This is a genomic window from Agromyces sp. NPDC056389, from assembly GCF_042262385.1.
Lineage (GTDB): Bacteria > Actinomycetota > Actinomycetes > Actinomycetales > Microbacteriaceae > Agromyces.
The window spans coordinates 2,483,437-2,501,557 of record NZ_JBHJPN010000001.1 but is presented as its reverse complement, the minus strand read 5'-3'; the positions used below and the strand labels follow the sequence as shown (position 1 = coordinate 2,501,557).

General features: G+C 70.5%; 15 protein-coding genes. 5 read left to right on the top strand and 10 right to left on the bottom strand.

The annotated features are described in order from the left end of the window. Positions 1–171 precede the first annotated feature (171 nt). From ACFCVM_RS11680 to ACFCVM_RS11670, 3 genes are all read left to right on the top strand, one after another. Complete coding sequence (locus tag ACFCVM_RS11680) at positions 172–1,473, top strand: MFS transporter (RefSeq protein ID WP_375836343.1); 1,302 nt, start codon at positions 172–174, stop codon at positions 1,471–1,473. A 58-nt stretch (positions 1,474–1,531) separates the two neighbouring features. Then, positions 1,532–2,227 (top strand): endonuclease NucS, encoded by a 696-nt coding sequence (nucS, locus tag ACFCVM_RS11675; RefSeq protein WP_375836342.1) that lies wholly within the window; start codon positions 1,532–1,534, stop codon positions 2,225–2,227. A 68-nt stretch (positions 2,228–2,295) separates the two neighbouring features. Next, positions 2,296–3,003 carry an HAD hydrolase-like protein gene (locus ACFCVM_RS11670; RefSeq protein WP_375836341.1) on the top strand — a complete coding sequence of 236 codons (708 nt, stop codon included), beginning with the start codon at positions 2,296–2,298 and terminating at the stop codon, positions 3,001–3,003. A gap of 20 nt (positions 3,004–3,023) precedes the next feature. Here ACFCVM_RS11670 and ACFCVM_RS11665 read toward each other — a convergent pair whose 3' ends face one another. Further along, a complete protein-coding gene (locus tag ACFCVM_RS11665; RefSeq protein WP_375836340.1) occupies positions 3,024–3,443 on the bottom strand; it encodes a hypothetical protein in 420 nt (139 codons plus the stop codon). A 312-nt stretch (positions 3,444–3,755) separates the two neighbouring features. On the opposite strand from ACFCVM_RS11665, the gene ACFCVM_RS11660 reads away from it, so the two are divergent. Then, a complete protein-coding gene (locus ACFCVM_RS11660; RefSeq protein WP_375836339.1) occupies positions 3,756–6,638 on the top strand; it encodes an immune inhibitor A domain-containing protein in 2,883 nt (960 codons plus the stop codon). Between the two features lie 63 nt (positions 6,639–6,701). Here ACFCVM_RS11660 and ACFCVM_RS11655 read toward each other — a convergent pair whose 3' ends face one another. The 7 genes from ACFCVM_RS11655 to ACFCVM_RS11625 form a co-directional block, all read right to left on the bottom strand. Further along, positions 6,702–7,826: a zinc-dependent alcohol dehydrogenase family protein gene (locus ACFCVM_RS11655; protein WP_375836338.1), complete on the bottom strand. Its 1,125-nt coding sequence runs from the start codon at positions 7,824–7,826 to the stop codon at positions 6,702–6,704. Further along, on the bottom strand, positions 7,819–8,124 hold the full coding sequence (locus tag ACFCVM_RS11650; protein ID WP_375836337.1) for a putative quinol monooxygenase: 306 nt from the start codon (positions 8,122–8,124) through the stop codon (positions 7,819–7,821). Before ACFCVM_RS11650 ends, ACFCVM_RS11655 begins: the two co-directional genes overlap by 8 nt. A gap of 82 nt (positions 8,125–8,206) precedes the next feature. Next, complete coding sequence (locus ACFCVM_RS11645; protein WP_375836336.1) at positions 8,207–8,788, bottom strand: glycerol-3-phosphate responsive antiterminator; 582 nt, start codon at positions 8,786–8,788, stop codon at positions 8,207–8,209. A gap of 46 nt (positions 8,789–8,834) precedes the next feature. Next, entirely contained in the window at positions 8,835–10,364 is a 1,530-nt protein-coding gene (locus ACFCVM_RS11640) for an FAD-binding oxidoreductase (protein WP_375836335.1), read from the bottom strand. Beyond that, positions 10,361–12,034, bottom strand: coding sequence for an FAD-dependent oxidoreductase (locus tag ACFCVM_RS11635; RefSeq protein WP_375836334.1), 1,674 nt, complete (start codon positions 12,032–12,034; stop codon positions 10,361–10,363). Before ACFCVM_RS11635 ends, ACFCVM_RS11640 begins: the two co-directional genes overlap by 4 nt. 13 nt (positions 12,035–12,047) lie before the next feature. Continuing rightward, on the bottom strand, positions 12,048–13,568 hold the full coding sequence (locus ACFCVM_RS11630; RefSeq protein WP_375836332.1) for an FGGY family carbohydrate kinase: 1,521 nt from the start codon (positions 13,566–13,568) through the stop codon (positions 12,048–12,050). Positions 13,569–13,586: 18 nt separating this feature from the next. Next, on the bottom strand, positions 13,587–15,041 hold the full coding sequence (locus ACFCVM_RS11625) for an MFS transporter (RefSeq protein WP_375836331.1): 1,455 nt from the start codon (positions 15,039–15,041) through the stop codon (positions 13,587–13,589). Between the two features lie 239 nt (positions 15,042–15,280). Between ACFCVM_RS11625 and ACFCVM_RS11620 the strand changes: the two genes are divergently transcribed. Next, positions 15,281–16,321: a DUF2804 domain-containing protein gene (locus ACFCVM_RS11620; RefSeq protein ID WP_375836330.1), complete on the top strand. Its 1,041-nt coding sequence runs from the start codon at positions 15,281–15,283 to the stop codon at positions 16,319–16,321. 44 nt (positions 16,322–16,365) lie between these two features. On the opposite strand, the gene ACFCVM_RS11615 is transcribed toward ACFCVM_RS11620, so the two are convergent. Both ACFCVM_RS11615 and ACFCVM_RS11610 read right to left on the bottom strand, forming a co-directional pair. Further along, on the bottom strand, positions 16,366–17,325 hold the full coding sequence (locus tag ACFCVM_RS11615) for a DUF389 domain-containing protein (RefSeq protein WP_375836329.1): 960 nt from the start codon (positions 17,323–17,325) through the stop codon (positions 16,366–16,368). Between the two features lie 101 nt (positions 17,326–17,426). After that, entirely contained in the window at positions 17,427–18,095 is a 669-nt protein-coding gene (locus ACFCVM_RS11610) for a TetR/AcrR family transcriptional regulator (protein WP_375836328.1), read from the bottom strand. Positions 18,096–18,121: the final 26 nt, after the last annotated feature.

The window sequence follows — 18,121 nt, the reverse complement described above, 5'->3', positions numbered from 1 at the left end:
CGTGCGATCCGGGGATTCCGGGATCGCACGGCCGCCGCGGTTGCGGTCCGCCGTCACGCCGGATATCGTTCACTGATCGTGGAATCGAATCGATTCGATTCCTTCGTGGAAGACCGAAGGTCCGATCCACGACACCGCACACGCCACGACACCGACGACAGAAGCCGAACGATGACCGATCCCCTCCAGGCCACCTCGACCGCCACCCGCGCCCGCCGCGAGCTCTTCGCCTGGCGCAACGCCGTCTTCGCGATCTTCTTCCTCTCCGGGCTCAGCCTCGCGAGCTGGGTCGCCCGGCTTCCCGAGGTGCGCGACGAGACCGGGCTCAGCACGCAGGGCGTCGGGCTCGTCATCCTGGCCGGGTCGATCGCGGCGGTGCTCGGCCTCGTCGCCGCCCCGCCGCTCATGGCCCGCGTCGGTGCCCGCGCGGGCATGGCCGGCGCCCTCATCACCGTCTCGCTCGGGCTCGTGCTCATCGGCATCGGCGGCTCGCTGCTGCCGTCGATCCCCCTCATCGCGATCGGGCTCGCATTCGCCGGCTTCGGCAACGGCGCGGTCGACGTCATGATGAACGTCGAGGGCGCAGAGGCCGAGCGCGAGATCGGCCGGACGCTCATGCCGCTCATGCACGCGTTCTTCTCGTTCGGCACGGTCGCCGGGGCGGGCATGGCGGCCGCGGCCGCGGCGCTCGCCGTCCCCGTCGTCGTGCACCTCTCCGCGATCGGCGCGGTCATCGCAGTGGGAGCGATCGTGTCGGTGCGGTTCGTGCCGAAGCGCAGCGAGCTCGGCGACCCGGCGGCCGCCGACGAGCGAGCGGATGCCGCATCCGCACGCCCGTGGACCGAGCGGTTCCGCGACGGCCTCAGGGTCTGGGGCGACGTGCGGCTGCTCCTCATCGGCGTCATCATGCTCGGCATGTCGTTCGCCGAGGGATCGGCGAACGACTGGCTCACGCTCGCGGCAGTCGACGGCCACGGGTTCGACCCCGCCGTGGGCGCCGCGATCTTCACGGTCTTCGCGGTGTCGATGACCACCGCCCGCGTGCTCGGCGGCCCCCTCGTCGACCGCTTCGGCCGGGTCGCGACGCTGCGCGTGCTCGCCGCCACGGGCGTGATCGGGCTGAGCCTGTTCATCTTCGGCACCGAGGTGTGGGTGATCGTCGTCGGCACCATCCTGTGGGGGGTCGGCGCCTCGATGGGCTTCCCGGTGGGCATGTCCGCGGCCGCCGACGTGCCCGACCGCGCCCAGGCCGCCGCCCGCGTGAGCGCGGTGGCGATCATCGGCTACTGCGCCTTCCTCGTCGGCCCGCCGTTCATCGGCTTCCTCGGCGAGCACTTCGGGCTGCTGAACGCCCTGCTCGTGATCCTCCTGCTCATGGTCATGGCCGGGCTCGCGGCACCCGCGGCGCGCGAGCGCTCGCGCATGCCGGGCGCCACGGGTGGCGAATCCGACGGCCCCGCCACCGGAGCCTGACGCCCGCGCCAGACCGTCGCTCGCCCTCGAGCTCCGTCGCTCGCCGTACACTCGACTGGTGCGTCTCGTCATCGCCCGCTGCTCCGTCGACTACGCCGGACGCCTCGCGGCACATCTCCCGCTCGCCACCCGCCTGCTGATGGTGAAGGGCGACGGAAGCCTCCTCGTGCACTCCGACGGCGGCAGCTACAAGCCGCTGAACTGGATGAGCCCCCCGTGCACGCTCACGACGCTCGAGCCCGACGACGACCAGCGCTCGGCCGGCATCGTCGAGCTCTGGAAGGTCGTGCACCAGAAGACCGCCGACCAGCTGATCGTCTCGATCCACGAGGTGCTGCACGACTCGAACCACGAGCTCGGCATCGACCCCGGCCTGCAGAAGGACGGCGTGGAGGCGCACCTGCAGAAGCTGCTCGCCGAGCAGATCGAGCTCCTCGGCGACGGCCACCGGCTCGTGCGCCGGGAGTACATGACGGCCATCGGCCCGGTCGACATCCTGGCGACGGATGCCTCGGGCGCCTCGGTCGCCGTCGAGCTCAAGCGCCGCGGCGACATCGACGGCGTCGAGCAGCTGACCCGCTACCTCGAGCTCATGAACCGCGACCCGCACCTCGCGCCCGTGACCGGTGTCTTCGCGGCGCAGGAGATCAAGCCCCAGGCCCGCACCCTCGCAGAGGACCGGGGCATCCGCTGCGTCGTGCTCGACTACGACGCGATGCGCGGCGTCGACGACGGGCACTCCCGACTGTTCTGAGTCGGGACCGATCCACGCAGGATCCGAACCTGAGTGTCTCTCGGATTTTCGCGCCCTAGGATGACACGGTGACTACCGAGCCCCTGACGACGATCCCGCCGGCGACCGCGCCGACGACCACGCCGACCCGCGCCTGGTCGGCCGTGCTGTTCGACCTCGACGGCACGATCGTCGACTCGGCATCCGACATCACCGGGTCGCTCGCGCACATGTTCACCGAGCTCGGGCTGCCCGTTCCGAGCGACGAGGTGCTGCGCGCCTACGTCGGCCCGCCGCTGCTCGACAGCCTTCGCCTGAGCGCGGGCTTCGACGACGCCGAGGCGTGGGAGGCGCTCAACATCTACCGCGACCACTACGGCGAGCACGTGCTGCGCTCCCCCGTCTTCCCGGGCGTGGCCGGCGTGCTCGAACGCCTGCATGCGGCGGGCATCCCCGTCGCGCTCGCGACCTCCAAGCCCGAGTCGATGGCCGTCAAGGTGCTCGACCACCAGGGCCTCAGCCAGTACTTCACCGTCATCGCGGGCGCGAGCGATGACGAGCAGCGCAGCACGAAGGCCGATGTCGTCGCCGAGGCGCTGCGTCGCCTGAACGAACTCGGCATCAGCACCGAGCACGCCGTGATGGTCGGCGACCGCGGCTACGACACGCTCGGCGCGCTCGCGAACGGCGTGCCGACGATCCTCGTCGAGTGGGGCTACGGCTCGCCCTCCGAAGCCGCCGACGCCATGGCGGTCGTGCACTCGGCCGACCAGCTGCGGAGCCTGCTCCTCGGCTGAGACCCGCCGGGCAGCGGTCGTCAGTAGCCGGATGTCGCCGGCACGACCTCGACGGTGAACGAGACCGCCTCTCCGGTCGCGCCGTTCTCGAGCTTCACCGCGGTCGAACCGACCGCCGTCGCCGTGAGGCCGGGGTTGAACTGAGCGCTCCCGCCGTCGCGCCCCGGCGTGAACTCGACGATCGCCGGGTCGTCGACCTCGGCGTCCCACTCGGTGTACGTCTCGTCGTCGCCCGCCAGGTCGATCACGTTGCCGTCGACGACCTCGATCGTCTCGCCGTCGATGTCGTCGAGCTGCACGACGACCGGCGCGGGCAGGGTGTCGGAGCCCGTGGTGCACCCGGCGAGCGCGAGGCCGGCCGCGACGAGGAGCAGCAGTGACAGCCGTGCGCGGCGCCTGGTGCGGGGCATCCGCTCGTTCGCACCAGTTCGATCGTCCATCGCGGCCCCCTCCGCCACGCGGCGCACGGCCGCTCCGCTCAGCGTAGCCCGACAGGACTCATGGCGGATTCATATCCTGACGAATGCTCACACCCTGACGAGCGCAAGAATCTCCCCCATTCGGGTGACGTGCGCGCATGATCGGCATGAATGGCGACACAGACGCAACAGACACGCGTGGTGCTGAGCGAAAGCCCGCACAGCTCTTCCATAGGGAGCGCTGTGCACGGCAGTATTCCGAGTACGTTCGCCCACCGACGAACGTCGTTTGCGCCCCGCGGTCACCACCACGGGGCGTTCGAAGGGAGAAGCATGTCTGGATTCACGGGCCGCGCGCGGAGGCGCGCGGTTGCGGTCATCCCGGTGTTCGCGCTCGCTGCCACCGGTCTGGTGACATTCGGCGCATCGGGAGCGGCTGCTGCTGAATCGCCGGTCTCACCACCGGTGATCAGCGATTCCGAGTACTACATGAACTACGCGGCACCGCGCATCGAGGGCAAGTTCGACACCGACGGCGAAGTCCTCGTCGATGCCGGCGGCCAGCTCAGGGCAGCGACGCCCGAGGCTGCGCAGGCCGAGGCGATCGAACGGGCCGAGGCGTTCGACCAGAAGTACTCGCAGGGCAATCCGGTCGCAGCGAAGGGGCTGGCCACGCTCGAGGCGTCCTCGATGGAGACCGGCAAGAGCCCACGCCAGCTGAAGCAGGAGCGCGACAAGGGCCACAAGGGCAACAAGGGCAACCACCACAAGAAGCCCGAGTACAAAGAGGCCGAGACGACGCAGGAGGCGAAGCTCCTCACGATCCTCGTCGAGTTCAACGCGAACGCCAATGACGACTTCTCCGGCACCTACGTGCCGACCGAGTTCGGCTCGAAGGAGTGCAAGCCCGGCGACGTGCAGAACGGCCCGGTGCACAACAACATCCCGAACCCCGCCGACTACGAGCTCGAGGACAACAACTCGATGTGGGTGCCCGACTTCTCGTCGGAGCACTACAACACGATGCTCTTCTCCGAGAAGGGCATCACCGAGCGGGTCCGGAAGGACCTCAGGGGCCCCGACGGCCGCCGTGGCATCGACATCTCGGGCTCGACGATGAAGAACATGTACGAGGAGATGTCGCGCGGCGCCTACACGGTGACCGGCGAGGCGACGCCGTGGATCACGGTGCCGCACTCCGAGGCCTGGTACGGCGCGAGCACCTGCTTCCAGAACGCCGAGGGCGTCTACGAAGCCGGTGAGATCCAGGACCAGCAGGGCCACCCCGACAACCCCCTCGGCGCGGGTCAGCTCCCGATCGACGCCGTGACGGCACTGGCCGATGCCCAGCCCGACTTCCCGTGGGCCGACTACGACATCGAAGACCAGGGCGACCGCGACGGCGACGGCGACTTCAACGAGCCCGACGGCGTGATCGACCACGTCGTGCTCGTGCACGCCGGCGAAGACAAGTCGGGCGGCGGCGGCGAGCAGGGAACGTACGCCATCTGGGCGCACTCCTCCGCTGTCGCAGGCGGCGCGGACATCCCGGGCACCGACCTCCAGCTCTCGAACTACATCGTGCAGCCCGAGGACTCGGGCGTCGGCGTGTTCGCGCACGAGTACGGCCACGACCTCGGCCTGCCCGACCTCTACGACACCTCGAACCAGGGCAACTCCGACATCGACTTCTGGGACCTCATGTCCTCGGGATCGCACTCGGGCCCCATCTTCCAGTCGATGCCCACCCACATGGGCATCTGGGACAAGTGGGTGCTCGGCTGGGTCGACCCCGTCGAGATGAACCCGGGCGACGCGGCGAAGACGCTGAAGATCGGCCAGGCCTCGCGTTCGCCGAAGGGCACCGAAGACGGCGTGAAGATCAACCTCCCGCCGAAGCACATCACGCTCGCCGAGCCCGCCAGCGGTGAGGAGATGTGGTACTCCGGCGCCGACCAGGACTGGGGCGACATCCGCATCTCCCGTACCGTCGACGTGCCCGCCGACGCGAAGTTCTGGATGAGCAACAACTTCGTGATCGAGCAGGACTGGGACTTCGGCTTCGTCGAGGTCTCCACCGACAACGGTGCCACCTGGACCGACGTGAAGGTCTACAACGAGGACGGCAGCGAGGCCACCACGCCCGACGGCTACCCCGACCCGAACGGCAACCTCGCCACCTTCGGCAACAAGAAGTACGGGCTCACGGGCACCTCGGGTGGTTGGGCGCGCCAGTACATCGACCTCGCCGAGTACTCGGGCACGACGATCGGCGTACGCCTGCGTCAGGCCACCGACGCCGCGTTCCAGGAGCGCGGCTGGTTCGCCGACGACTTCGCCGTCACGAGCGGAGCGACCGAGGTCTGGGCCGACGACGTCGAGAACGGCGAGAACGGCTGGACCGCGGAGGTCGCATCGTTCACCGACACGACCGGCCCCGGATGGCGCATCGACACCGGCTCCTCGGAGAAGGCGCAGTACTACATGGTCGAGTGGCGCAACTTCGACGGCTTCGACGAGGGCCTGAAGTGGGGCTACAACTCGGTCTACAGCGCCGGCGCGTGGAAGGTCGAGCGCGTCTCCTACAACGCGCCCGGCGCCCTCGTCTGGTACCGCGACACCACCTACGGCAACACCAACCACGTTCGCACGAACGAGACGGCGCTGCCGAGCTACGGTGCCAAGGGCGGCCTGCTGCTCGTCGACAGCCACTTCGACCCGCTGCGCCGCACCGGCGACGCGGCAGCGGCCGACGGCACCCTGCAGCACAACCTGCCCTCGCGTTCCCAGTCGTCCGACGTGGCCTTCGGCCTCGGCAAGACGTACAAGTTCACCGAGTGCATCACGGGCGAAGAGCTGACCGACGAGTTCTGCACCAAGGTGCCGGCTCGCAAGGGCGTCTCGACGTTCACCGACGACCTCGGCTGGACCTCGGGTCTCGAGGTGCTGCCCGACGGACGACTCGCTCGTCGCTTCCGCGACGGCTCGGCGGTCGTGCCCTCGTTCGGCAACTCGCCGTACACGACGCGGATCGTCGACTTCGACGGCAACCCGCTGACCGACCTGTACGGTCAGGCGAGCCCGCTCGGCGGCGAGTTCGGCACGGGCAACCCGGCCGACTCCGGCGTCGGCTTCGGCACGAAGATCGAGGTCAAGAAGGCCGAGAAGGGCAACATCGCCGCGCAGATCAAGATCACCCCGCCGCGCGCGGGCTGATCGATCGGCAACGCACACGACGAGGCGTCGGCTCCCTTCGGGGGGTCGGCGCCTCGCCGCGTCTCAGGCCGCGTTCGGCACGAAGAGCCGGCGGATGACCCGGCCGGCAGCCAGCGCGTCGAGGCTCTCGTTGATGTCGTCGAGCGGCACGGTGTCGGTGTGCAGCAGCTCCATCGGCAGGCGCCCGGCGCGCCACAGCTCGACGTAGCGCGCGATGTCCCGAGCGGGCACGGCGTCGCCCATGTACGAGCCGAGCAGGCGCTTGCCCGCGCCCGCGAACTGCAGGGCGGGCACTGCGAGCTCCTGCTCGGGGTGCGGCAGCCCGACCGAGACGAGGGCGCCGCCGCGGGCGAGCAGCTCGAGGCACGCGGCCATCACCCGCGCGCTGCCGACCGCCTCGATCGCGACGTCGACCCCGCCGCTGGTGAGCGCCGCGACGAGTTCGGCGGCTCCGTCGGGCGTGGCGACCGCGTTCGCGCCCGCGCGGAGCGCGAGCTCGTGCTTGTCGACGTTCGGATCGACGGCGATCACCGTGACGTCGTCGATCTGCGCGGCGGCCATGACTGCTGCGAGCCCGACGGCGCCGAGCCCGAAGACGATCACCGACTGCCCGGGCTGCACGGCCGCAGTGTTGAACACGGCGCCCATACCGGTGAGCGCGGCGCAGCCGAACATCGCGGCGATGTCGAACGGCACGTCGCGATCGACGACGACGAGCGACTCGGCGGCGACGACGGCGTACTCGGCGAACGCCGAGACCCCCAGGTGATGGTTCACCGTGCCGCCGGCGGCATCGCTGAGGACGGATGCCCCGTGCAGCAGCTCGCCCGAACCGTTGACCTCCGCTGCGCGCGAGCACAGCGCGGGCCGGCCCGAACGGCACTCCCGGCAGTCGCCGCAGCTCGGCACGAAGACGAGCACGACGTGGTCGCCGACCTCGATGCCGTCGACGCCGGCGCCGACCGCCTCGACGACGCCGGCCGCCTCGTGCCCGAGCGCCATCGGCAGCGGCCGGGGCCGGGAGCCGTCGACGACCGACAGGTCGGAGTGGCAGAGACTCGCCCGCTCGATGCGCACCCCGACCTCGCCGGCACGAGGTGCGGCGACGTCGAGGGACTCGATCGCGAGCGGCCGGCTCTCGGCGTACGGGCGGGCGGCGCCCTGCGCGCGGAGGACGGCGCTACGCATCCGTCGCCTCGACGTAGCGCTCGATGACCCGGTCGGCGAGCAGCGGGATGATGCGGCCGACGCCGATGCGCTGGAAGTGCGGGGACTCCCGATGGGCGGCGAAGCCGGCCTCGTCGTCGTAGCGCTCGAGGATCACGATCTCGTCGGGGTTCACGACTCCGCGATAGAAGTCGTAGGCGCGGTTGGCCGGCTCGGTGCGACTCGCGGCCGCCAGCTCGCCGAGCAGCTCGAGCACGGTCTCGGTCTCGCCGGGCAGTGGGAAGTAGCGGGCGACGACCTGGAACTGGGGTGCGGACATGTTGGTCTCCTGTCGAGTGGTGCAGCAGGGCCGGTGGGAGCGACTGGTGCCCATGGCCGAAGACCGGCCACGGGGCATCCGCTCAGCGCCGGGTGATCGACCAGAGCTCGACGTCGCTCGTCGAGACGGCCTTGGCGCCGCCCTTGAGGGCGGCGATCACGTCGTCGCGGCTCTGCACGAAGCCGGCCGCGACGTAGGGCGTGAGCTCGGCGAGCTCCTGCTGCTTGATGTAGGGGATGACCGGCCACGGCATGAGCTGCACGAGGTGCGGGCGGTTCTGCCGCACCGCGTTCGTGCTGCGCGGGAGCGTCGACCGGTCGGTGACGAAGACCTTCTGCATGGTCACCATGCCGAGCTGGTTGGCCTTCTGGATGAGCATCGTGCGGGTCGTGATGAGGCCCTGCGTGCCGATCTTGCGCAGGTACTCGACCCCGCCGCGGTCCTGGGCGAGACCGTCGCTGTTGTCGATGTTGACGAAGACGAACTTGCCCGCAGATGAGAGCGTCGAGACGATTCCCTCGAGGTCTGGGAGCGCCACGTTCGCGGCGATCGCGACCTGGCACGGACCGGCGAGGAAGGCCTCGACCGACTCCATGCCGTAGAGCGAGGCGACGACGGGGTTCCGGTAGAGCCGCTCGTCGAGCGAGCGGGGAAACTCCAGCACGTTCACCGCATTCCTGCCCTCATCTGCGGACCCGTTCACCGCAGCATCAGGCGTCGAGCCCGAGTTTACCGGGGTTCAGCAGGTTCTTCGGGTCGAGCGCCGCCTTCACGGCGCGCAGCACCTCGAAGCCCGCGCCGAGCGATTCCGCCATGTACGGCGCGCGCAGCAGGCCCACGCCGTGGTGGTGGCTGAGGGTCGCGTCGTGCTTCAGGATCACGGCGTTCGCGGCATCCCACGCCGCCCGGTACCACTCGGCGCGCCGGTCGACCTCGACGTCGCCGCGGAGTGAGAAGTAGAGGCAGGCGCCGTCGACGTAGGCGTGCGACTGGTGGGCCGAGCCGGCGAGCGTGCCGGGCACGGCGTCGATCGCCGCGACGACCTCGTCGTAGATCGCCGGCAGGTCGCGCCAGCGGCCGATCATCTCGAGGGTGTCGGCGACGAAGCCGGGGCTGCGCTTGAACCCCTCGGCGCTCTTGCCCGTGAGGTAGCGGGTGTCGAGCCAGCGCTCGAAGATCGCCTCGTGGTCGAGCTCGACGCCCGTCTCGGCGCAGATGCGCTCGCTGATCACGAGGCCGGCGTCGACGAGTTCCTGCGTGCCCTCGTCGGCGATGAGCAGCACGTTCTGCTCGGGCAGGTCGAACTGCACGCCGCTCTCGAGCTCGTCGTAGAGACGGAGCGCAGCGGGGTTCGCGCCCTGCTGCATGATCTGGCGGCAGGCCTCGAGCCCGGCGGCGAACGTCGGGAAGCCGTAGGCGATCGCGCGGCCGTACGAGGGCAGACGGTGCAGCTTGAATCGGATCGTCGTGATGACGCCGAGGGTGCCCTCCGAGCCGATGACGAGCTGCAGCAGGTCGGGCCCGACGGCGGCGCGAGCGCTCTCGCCCACCGTGATGAGCGAACCGTCGGCCAGCACGACATCCATGCCGTAGACCATGTCCTCGATCTTGCCGTAGCGGGTCGACAGCTGGCCTGCGCCGCGGCAGGCCACCCACCCGCCGACGGTCGAGATGCCGTACGACGAGGGCCAGTGGCCCATGGTCATGCCGTACTCCGACTGGATGAGCTCCTCGAAGACGTCGCCGAACATGCCGGCCTCGACCTCGATGATCTGGCTCTGCTCGTCGAAGCTCACGAAGCGGTTGAGCTCGCAGACGTCGAGCACGATGCCGCCCCGCACGGGCAGCGCGGCGCCCGTCACGTTGCTCCGGCCCGCCGACACCGTCACGGGCAGGTCGTTGGCGTTCGCGATGCGCATGACGGCCTGCACCTGCTCGGTCGTCGAGACCTTGACGATCACGGCGTTCGGCGTTGCGGGCCGGCCCCCGGTCTCGCCGATCATGGTGCCGGCCCACCAGTCGCGAGTGCCTTCGACGACGGATGCCGCGTCGGTGACGACCTGGTCGGCCGCAGCCTCGAGCTCGGCGACCACGGCCGCCGGCACGGCGACGACGTCCGCCTGGAAGGACGCCTCCTCGCCGATCGTCTCGATGCTCGCGGCGTAGTGCGGCTGGGTGGGCGCGCCCACCACGTAGTTGCCGCGGTTGTAACCGCGCTTGACGGCTTCCTTGCTGATCATTCGGACTCTCCCATCAGGATGGCGCGTTCGTGCGCCGTGGCGGTCTGGTAGGCGGTCACCTGGGCGGTGACCGCGGCGTCGCTGAGGCCGAGCTCGGCCTGCAGCAGCTGACCCACGCGGGGCGCGGCGGCAGCTGAGGCGTCGCGGGCCATGAGGCGCGCGCGGGTGCGACGGCTGAGCACGTCGTCGACGCTGCGGGCCATCTCGTGGCGGGCCGAGTACACGACCTCGGCCTCGAGGTAGGGCAGGCCCTCGACGATCGGCGTCGCGAGCGACGGGTCGTTGCCGAGGATGTCGGTGATGAACGGCGCCTCGTTGCCGTAGCGCTCACCGAGGTGGGCGGCGAGGCCGCCCGAGGCGGTGACGGCCTCGGGGTCGTAGCCGGCGGCACCGAGCAGGTAGGCGTCCTTCGTGACGCAGCGACGGCGTTCGCCGAGCACCTTCTGCGCGGCGTCGATCGTCTGCTGGGCCATGTGGCGCGAGGTCGTGAGCTTGCCGCCGACGACGGTCACGAGGCCGTCGCGGTCGGTGCGGATCTCGTGCTTGCGCTTGACGTCGATGGTCTTGCCGCCGGGCGGCGCGACGAGCGGTCGGCAGCCGCCGATGCTGCCGACGACGTCGGAGGCCTCGAGGTCGGTGTTCAGCGCGGTGCGCGCCCCCGAGATGAGGAAGTCCATCTCCTCGCGCGTGCAGTTCACGTCGTCGAGGTCGCCCGTGTAGTCCTCGTCGGTCGTGCCGAGGTAGGCGGTGTCGCCCCAGCGGGTGATCGTCGCGCGGCGGTTGCGGCCGGGGATCGGGATCGTGACCGTGCAGTCGTTGCGGATCTTGGTCCACGGCACGGCGATGTGCACGCCCTTGGCCGGGCGGATGTTCGGGGCATCCGCATCGGCGCCCGCGCCGTTCCAGTCGCGCAGCCACGCGCCGGTCGCGATGACGACGACGCTCGCGAGCGCGGCGATCTCGCGGCCGTCGACCTCGGCGACGATGCCGTCGACCCTGCCCCGGCTGCGCGTCACCTCGGTGACCTTCGCGCCGTTCAGGATCGTCGCGCCGTGATGCGCCGCAGTGCGGGCGAGGGTGAGGGTGAGGCGGGCGTCGTCGGCGCGCGCGTCGTAGTACATGAAGCCGCCGTCGAGGTTCTCGGCCTTGAAGGTCGAGCAGTGCGCGAGCACCTCGTTCTTCGAGAGCTTCTGGTGCAGCACGCCCTCGCGCCAGCCGCCCGCGAGGTCGTAGGTCCAGAGCAGGCTCTCGAAGCCGGCGGCGAGGCGGCGGTCGAAGACGCCGTCGTGCGAGAGCACCGGGAAGAGGAACGGCAGCCGCTGCACGAGGTGCCTGGCGTTCTTCCGCAGCCGCTGGCGTTCGAGCAGCGAGTGGCGCACGAGCGGCAGGTTGCCCTGCTCGATGTAGCGGAGGCCGCCGTGGATCATCTTCGACGACTTCGAGGAGGTGCCCGACGCGAAGTCGTCCTTCTCGAGGAGCGCGACGCGGTAGCCGCGAAGCGCGGCGTCCATCGCGGCGTACGCCCCGGTCACGCCGCCGCCGACGATGATCATGTCGAAGCGACCGCCTTCGACGCTCGCCACCTGCTCGGCTCGGCTGAGCTGCAGGGGCTCGACCCTGGTCATGCGCTCGCGCGCGGTGTCGGTCTTGCGGGCTGGCAGTCCTACCATCGTGTGGTTCTCTCTACTTCCGTGTTGCACGGCTCGTGGTGAGCCGGAGTTCGTTGTCGATGCGTTCGTTCCACGCCGCTCGGCGCTCGGCGCGCTCGTCGCCGCTGATCAGGGGCTCGAAGACGTCGCCGTCGCCCATCGAGGCCGCGGCCTCCTCGAGCGAGTTCCAGAGCAGCCCGTCGGAGCCGGCGAGGAAGGCGGCGCCGCGCAGGCTCGCGCCCTCCGAGGCGGGCAGGCGCCGCATCGGCACGCCGACGAGGTCGGCCTGCATCTGGATCAGCGGGTCGCTCGCCGACATCCCGCCGCCGACGACGATCTCGGTGATCGCCGTGCCGGCGACCTGCTCGTCGGCCTCGGCGCTCGAGGCGACCGAGTGCGCGATGCCCTCGAGCACCGCGTAGGCGATCTCGGGCAGCGTCGTCGACATCGAGAAGCCGGTGAGCGAGGCCTTCGCCCGCGGCTCCATGACGGGCATCCGGAGGCCCGTGAGGGCGGGCACGAACATGACGCCCTTCGCCGAGGAGACGGTCGCGGCGAGCTCGCTGATGCGCTTGGACGACTCGAACCAGCCGAGCGTGTCGCACACCCAGTCGAGTGCCGAGCCGGTCGTCGCCGTGAACGTCTCGATGGCGAAGACGGATGCCCCGTGCCGCCGCCACGCCGTCAGCGTGAGCGCCCCGTCGTAGAGGCCCGGGTTCGCCGGCTCCTCGCTGCCGATCACGAGGTCGACGAAGCTCCCCGTGCCGTGCACGCACATCGCCTGTCCCTTGCGGAGGCAGCCGAGGCCCACGGTGCCGGCGTGCTGGTCGCCCGCTGCGGAGAGGATCGGCACCTCGATGCCGAGCACCGAGGCATCCGTCACGCCGAAGTCGTCGGCGTCCTGCCGCAGCTCGGGCAGGAGCTCGCCCGGGAAGCCGAGCGCCTCGATCCAGTCGCGCTCGTACTCGTGGCGGGCGAGCACGTAGGCGCCCGCCGAGGTCGCGTTCGTCGAGGTCGCGGCATAGGTGCGATCACGCGAGAGACTCCAGAGGAGCCACGTCTCGATCGTGCCGAAGCCGAGCCGGCCGGCCCGGTGCGCCGCCGTGACCTCGGGGGTCTCCCGCAGGTGGTGCGCCGCCCAGAGGTAGGGCGAGCGCACCCCCGTCGGGCGTCCGACCGTGCGGATCAGCCGCTCGTTCCACTCGGGACCGAGGGCCGCGAGCTCGTCGGCGTAGCGGCTGTCCTGCCACACCATCGCCGGCACGAGGGCCCGGCCGGTGGAGGTGTCCCAGAGCACGGTCGTCGCGCGCTGGGTGGCGATCGCGAGCCCCACCAGGGAGACCCCGTCGCCTGCCGCGCGGGCGATGACCGCGCGGCAGGCGTCGATGGTCTTGTCGAGGATCGCGTTCGCATCCTGTTCGACCACGCCCGCGACGGGAGTGCTGACACGGAGCGGGCGGTACTCGAGCGCGTGCACGAGTCCGTCGGCCGTGACCCACGCCGCACGAGTGCCGGTGGTTCCTTCGTCGATCGCGAGGATCGCGGGTGTCGTCATGTCGGATGCCGCTTCGCGTTACTTGGCGGCCAGGACGGATGCCTCGGCGGCAGCTGCCTGCGCCGCGGCATCGCTCTTGAACTGCGGGGCGTTCTGCTCCTCGTCGGGGCTGATCGCCGTGCGCGTCGGGTCCCACTTGATGATCGAGCAGATGATGAAGGCGAGGAGCGGCACGACCGAGAGGATGAGGAACGTCGGGCCGAGGCCGATGCCCTCCTTCAGCAGCGGGAAGACGAGCAGGCCGAGGGCCGCGCCCGCACTTCCGATCGCCCCGATGATGCCGTTGGCGCCGGCACGCAGCTCGCTGCGGAACGAGAGCGTCGAGAGGCTCTTGCCGTTGGCGCCCGGGCCGCCCGAGTGGAACAGGATGAACAGCGAGGGCACGACGAAGGCGAGCCACAGCGGCATCGACTCGTAGAAGAAGCCGAGTACGACGAGCATCAGGAAGACCGCGCCGAAGCCGATCGCCGATGCCCGGCGCAGGCCGAAGCGCTTGCCGATGACGGGCGACATGAAGCCGCCGATAATGCCGAAGACGTTGAACACGAGCGCGCCGAGCGTGGCCACCACGAAGTCCTCGCCGAACAGCGCGATGCTGATGATCGGCAGGTACCAGCCGACGGCGAAGTACTGGATCGACTGGGCCATCTGCACGGTCGCCGCGAGCACCGTGCGCGGCAGGTAGATGCCGCGGAAGATGAGCGCGACGTTCGCGAAGCCCTTGGTCGCCTGGTTCGTGACGGGGATGCGGTCCTCGACGGGGGCGGCCGTGAAGCGCTCACCGTAGATCTTCGTCATCGAGGCGGCGGCACGGGTGAGCTTCTCCTTGCGGGCGAGCCAGGTGGGGCTCTCGACCATGAAGGTCGCCTGCATCACGAAGAGCACGAGGGCCACGAGACCGGCGGTGCCGACCGAGTAGCGCCAGATCGAGTCGCCGACGTTCAGGTTGTAGAACATGATCGCGAGCACGAGGTTCGAGCAGACCGCGACGTACCAGATGCCCTGCCAGGTGTTCAGGCGGGCCTTGAAGCGGGCCGGCGTGAACTCCGCGAGCAGCGCCATCGCGATCGCGAAGTCGATGCCGTAGGCGGCGCCGACGAAGAAGCGGCCGGCGAGCACCATCTCGAAGCTCGGGGCGAAGGCGGCGAGCATCGCTCCGGCGAGCGCGAGCACCTTGGCGATGAGGAGCGGCGGGATGCGGCCCCACTTGTCGGCGAGCCATCCGCCGATCGGGTTGAACGCGATCGCGACCCACGAGGCCATCGAGGTGAGGATCGCGACCTGGGTGGCACTGAGTTCCATGTCCCTGGTCATCGGTCCGAGCCCGGCGGAGAGCGCCGAGTTCGAGAACGCGTCGAGGAACAGCCCGCTGAGCGCGAGCCACCAGATCAGGCCCGCTCGACCGCCGATGCGCGAACGTGCATCGATAAAGGAGATGACGTCGCTGACGCCTCTCAGAACATGTTGTGCCACGTGTCCGACCTCTCTGTCGGGAAACCCTGTCAGAGACGCGCACAAACCAAAAAAGGGCAGACGAAAACCTCCAACAGGAGGTCTCCATTCTTACCCTATTGCTCCCGACCGTAGCCGACGCGGGGGCGTCCGTCAAACCCCGCGGAGACCCCGCCGCTCCCGCAGTCGCGCGCGTGCCGCGCGTGCGCCACTCCCCCGTCGGCGGCCGTACACTGGCCGACGACGCACGAGGAGGTGCCGTGGACGACGCCCGAACCGCACTCACGCACGAGCGCGAGATCACCGAACCCGTCTCGCTGACGCTGCCGAACGGGAGGCTGAACCCGGCGGCCGTCGGGTGGACGCGGCATCCGCTGCACGACACCTCCGGCATCCGGCCCGGCGGCACGGGCACGGGCCGCAACAAGCGCTGGGAGTACTGGGGCATCACGACTCCCGACCACATCGTCGCGGTGACGGTCGCGATGCTCGACTACGCGACGCTGAACCAGGTGTGGGTGTTCGACCGGGCCACCTCGACCGACATCGACGCGAGCGCGATCACGCCGCTCTCGCGCGGTGTCGACCTGCCGGGTTCGCTCGGCGAGGGCGATGGGGCGCAGCCCGCCACCGCACGGGTTCCCGGCATCGAGACGACGATCACCGACTCGAGGGCCGGCACGCGCATCGTCGCCACGACGAAGCGCGTCGCGATCGACATCGTCGCCGAACGGCCCGAGGGTCACGAGGCGCTCGGCGTCGTCGTGCCGTGGAGCGAGACGAGGTTCCAGTACACGGTGAAGGATGTCGCGCGGCCCGCCCGAGGCACGGTCACGATCGACGGGGTGACGCACGAGCTGCCCGCCGGCGAGAGCTGGGCGGTGCTCGACCACGGGCGCGGGCGCTGGCCGTACTCGATGCGCTGGCACTGGGGCGCGGCGTCCGGCAGCGAGCACGGGCGACGCCTCGGACTGCAGCTCGGCGGGCTCTGGACCGACGGCACCGGGTCGACCGAGAACTCGCTCTCCGTCGACGGCCGGCTGCACAAGCTCGGCGCCGAGCTCGACTGGCGCTTCGACCCGAGCGACTGGCTGCGGCCGTGGACGATCGCCGGCGACCGCGTCGAGCTGACGTTCACGCCGTTCCACGACCGGTACACGAAGACGGCGCTCGGGGTCATCCACTCCGAGACGCACCAGTGCTTCGGCACGTACCGCGGCACCGTGACCGACGACTCGGGTGCCGCGGTGCCGGTCGAGGCCCTCCTGGGTTGGGCGGAGTTCGTGAAGAACCGCTGGTAGCGGAATCCGCTCGACCGGCCCGCTCGATGGGCAGAGTGTTCGGCTCAGCCTCGCGGTGTGAGCAGCCGCCGCTGCCGCCGACGATACGCACGGCGCTGCACCATGAGCTGCACCGAGAGCGTGAGCACGCCGCCCGTGACGATGGCGACGAGGTTCACGATGAGCTGCACGGCGGCGCTGCCGGCCGGTCCCCACTCGCCGGCGGCGATGCCGACCGCGATCGCGCCGGCCGCGGGGATCGTCGTGACCGAGATGAGCACGCCGATGAGCGCCCCCGACTTCGCCGAGGTCAGTGAGAGCACCCCGGCGATGCCCGCGAGGAAGCCCACGATGTAGCTGAGCGGGCCGGGCTCCCAGATGAACTGGGTGAGCGGGTGACTCGCCGCGAGCGGAGCCGCCGGGAACACCCCGATCGCCTGCTGCAGGAGCGCGAACCCGATCGTCACGACGATGGCGCCGGTGTAGCCGATCAGCAGCGTTGCCCCCGAACGCCAGACCACACGGGGGCGACGTCGGACGATGCCGACCGCGATCGCGGCGAGGGGCCCGAAGTCGGGCCCGACCACCATCGCGCCGACGATGAGGATCGGCTGGTCGGTCACGACGCCGACCGCGGCGATGAGCGTCGCGACCGTCATGAACACGAGGAACGTCGCCGACAGGCGCACCTCGTCGTCGGTGCGCGCCTCGACCTCCTCCCACACGACCGCGTCGTCGTCGTTGCCGAAGACCGCCGCAGCGCTCCGGCGGCGCCGGCGGCCGAGCTCGAGGTCGACCGACTCGATCGCGATCGATCCCTGCTGGTCGAGGCCGACCCCGTGCAGCTGGGCGAGCAGCCCGCTCGCGGCATCGCGATCGACGTCGCAGAGGAGCACGTCGCCCGCGGGGTCGATGCCGGCGCCGGGCAGGGCGATGAGATTCGAGACGGGCGAGTCCTCGGCGCGCAGCACGCCGTCGACCTCGGCGCGCAGCAGCGGCGGAACGATCATCCTCAGGTGCAGCACCGTGCCAGTCTGGCGCGATCGGATGCCGCGGCGGCCGCGCCGCGCTGCGTCGCCCGCGTCTGGCCGCGGCGGTGCGGCCTCTGGCCCCTGACGGTGAGACGTCAGGCCGTGGCGGTGCGTCCCGCTGCCGCGCCCGCGAGGATGCCGTCGAGCAGGCGGTCGAGTCCCCATGCGAACGCCGACGGCTCGGCGCCCTCCGCGACGAGATGCTCGGTCGCCTCGGTGAGCGGGTGGCTCGCGGCATCTGACCAGAGCGCACCGGCCGTGCTGGGCGCGGCGGCATCGGCCTCGACGGCACGCTCGGCCGCATCGAGGGCGGCGACCCCGAGCACGTGGGCGCGAACGGCGTAGGCGGCGCGAGCGGCGTCGGCCTGCGGCATCCCCTCGGCCATGAAGCCGGCGATGAGGGTCTCGTTCAAGCCGAGCGCGTGACGCCCGTCGAGCGGGCCGCTCGTGACGAGCACCATGGCGCCCGTGTGCTCGGCGATGCGTGCGCGCAGCGCGGCGGCGAGCGCATGCACTCGGGAGCGCCAGTCGACTGCGGCGTCACCGGCAGCGGCGAGGTCGAGGCTCGACAGGAGCTCCTCGACCATCGCGCGCAGCAGCGCGTTCTTCGAGGGGAAGTAGGTGTAGATCGCCGTGGGCGTGAGACCGAGCGCCGCGGCGACGCCGCGCACGGAGACGGCGGCGAAGCCCTTCTGCTCGAGGATCTCGAACGCCGCGTCGACGATGTCGACCTGGCTGACGCTGCGCCTCGGTCCGGGTTTCATGGTGCTCCTCGTGGGTCGACCCTCAA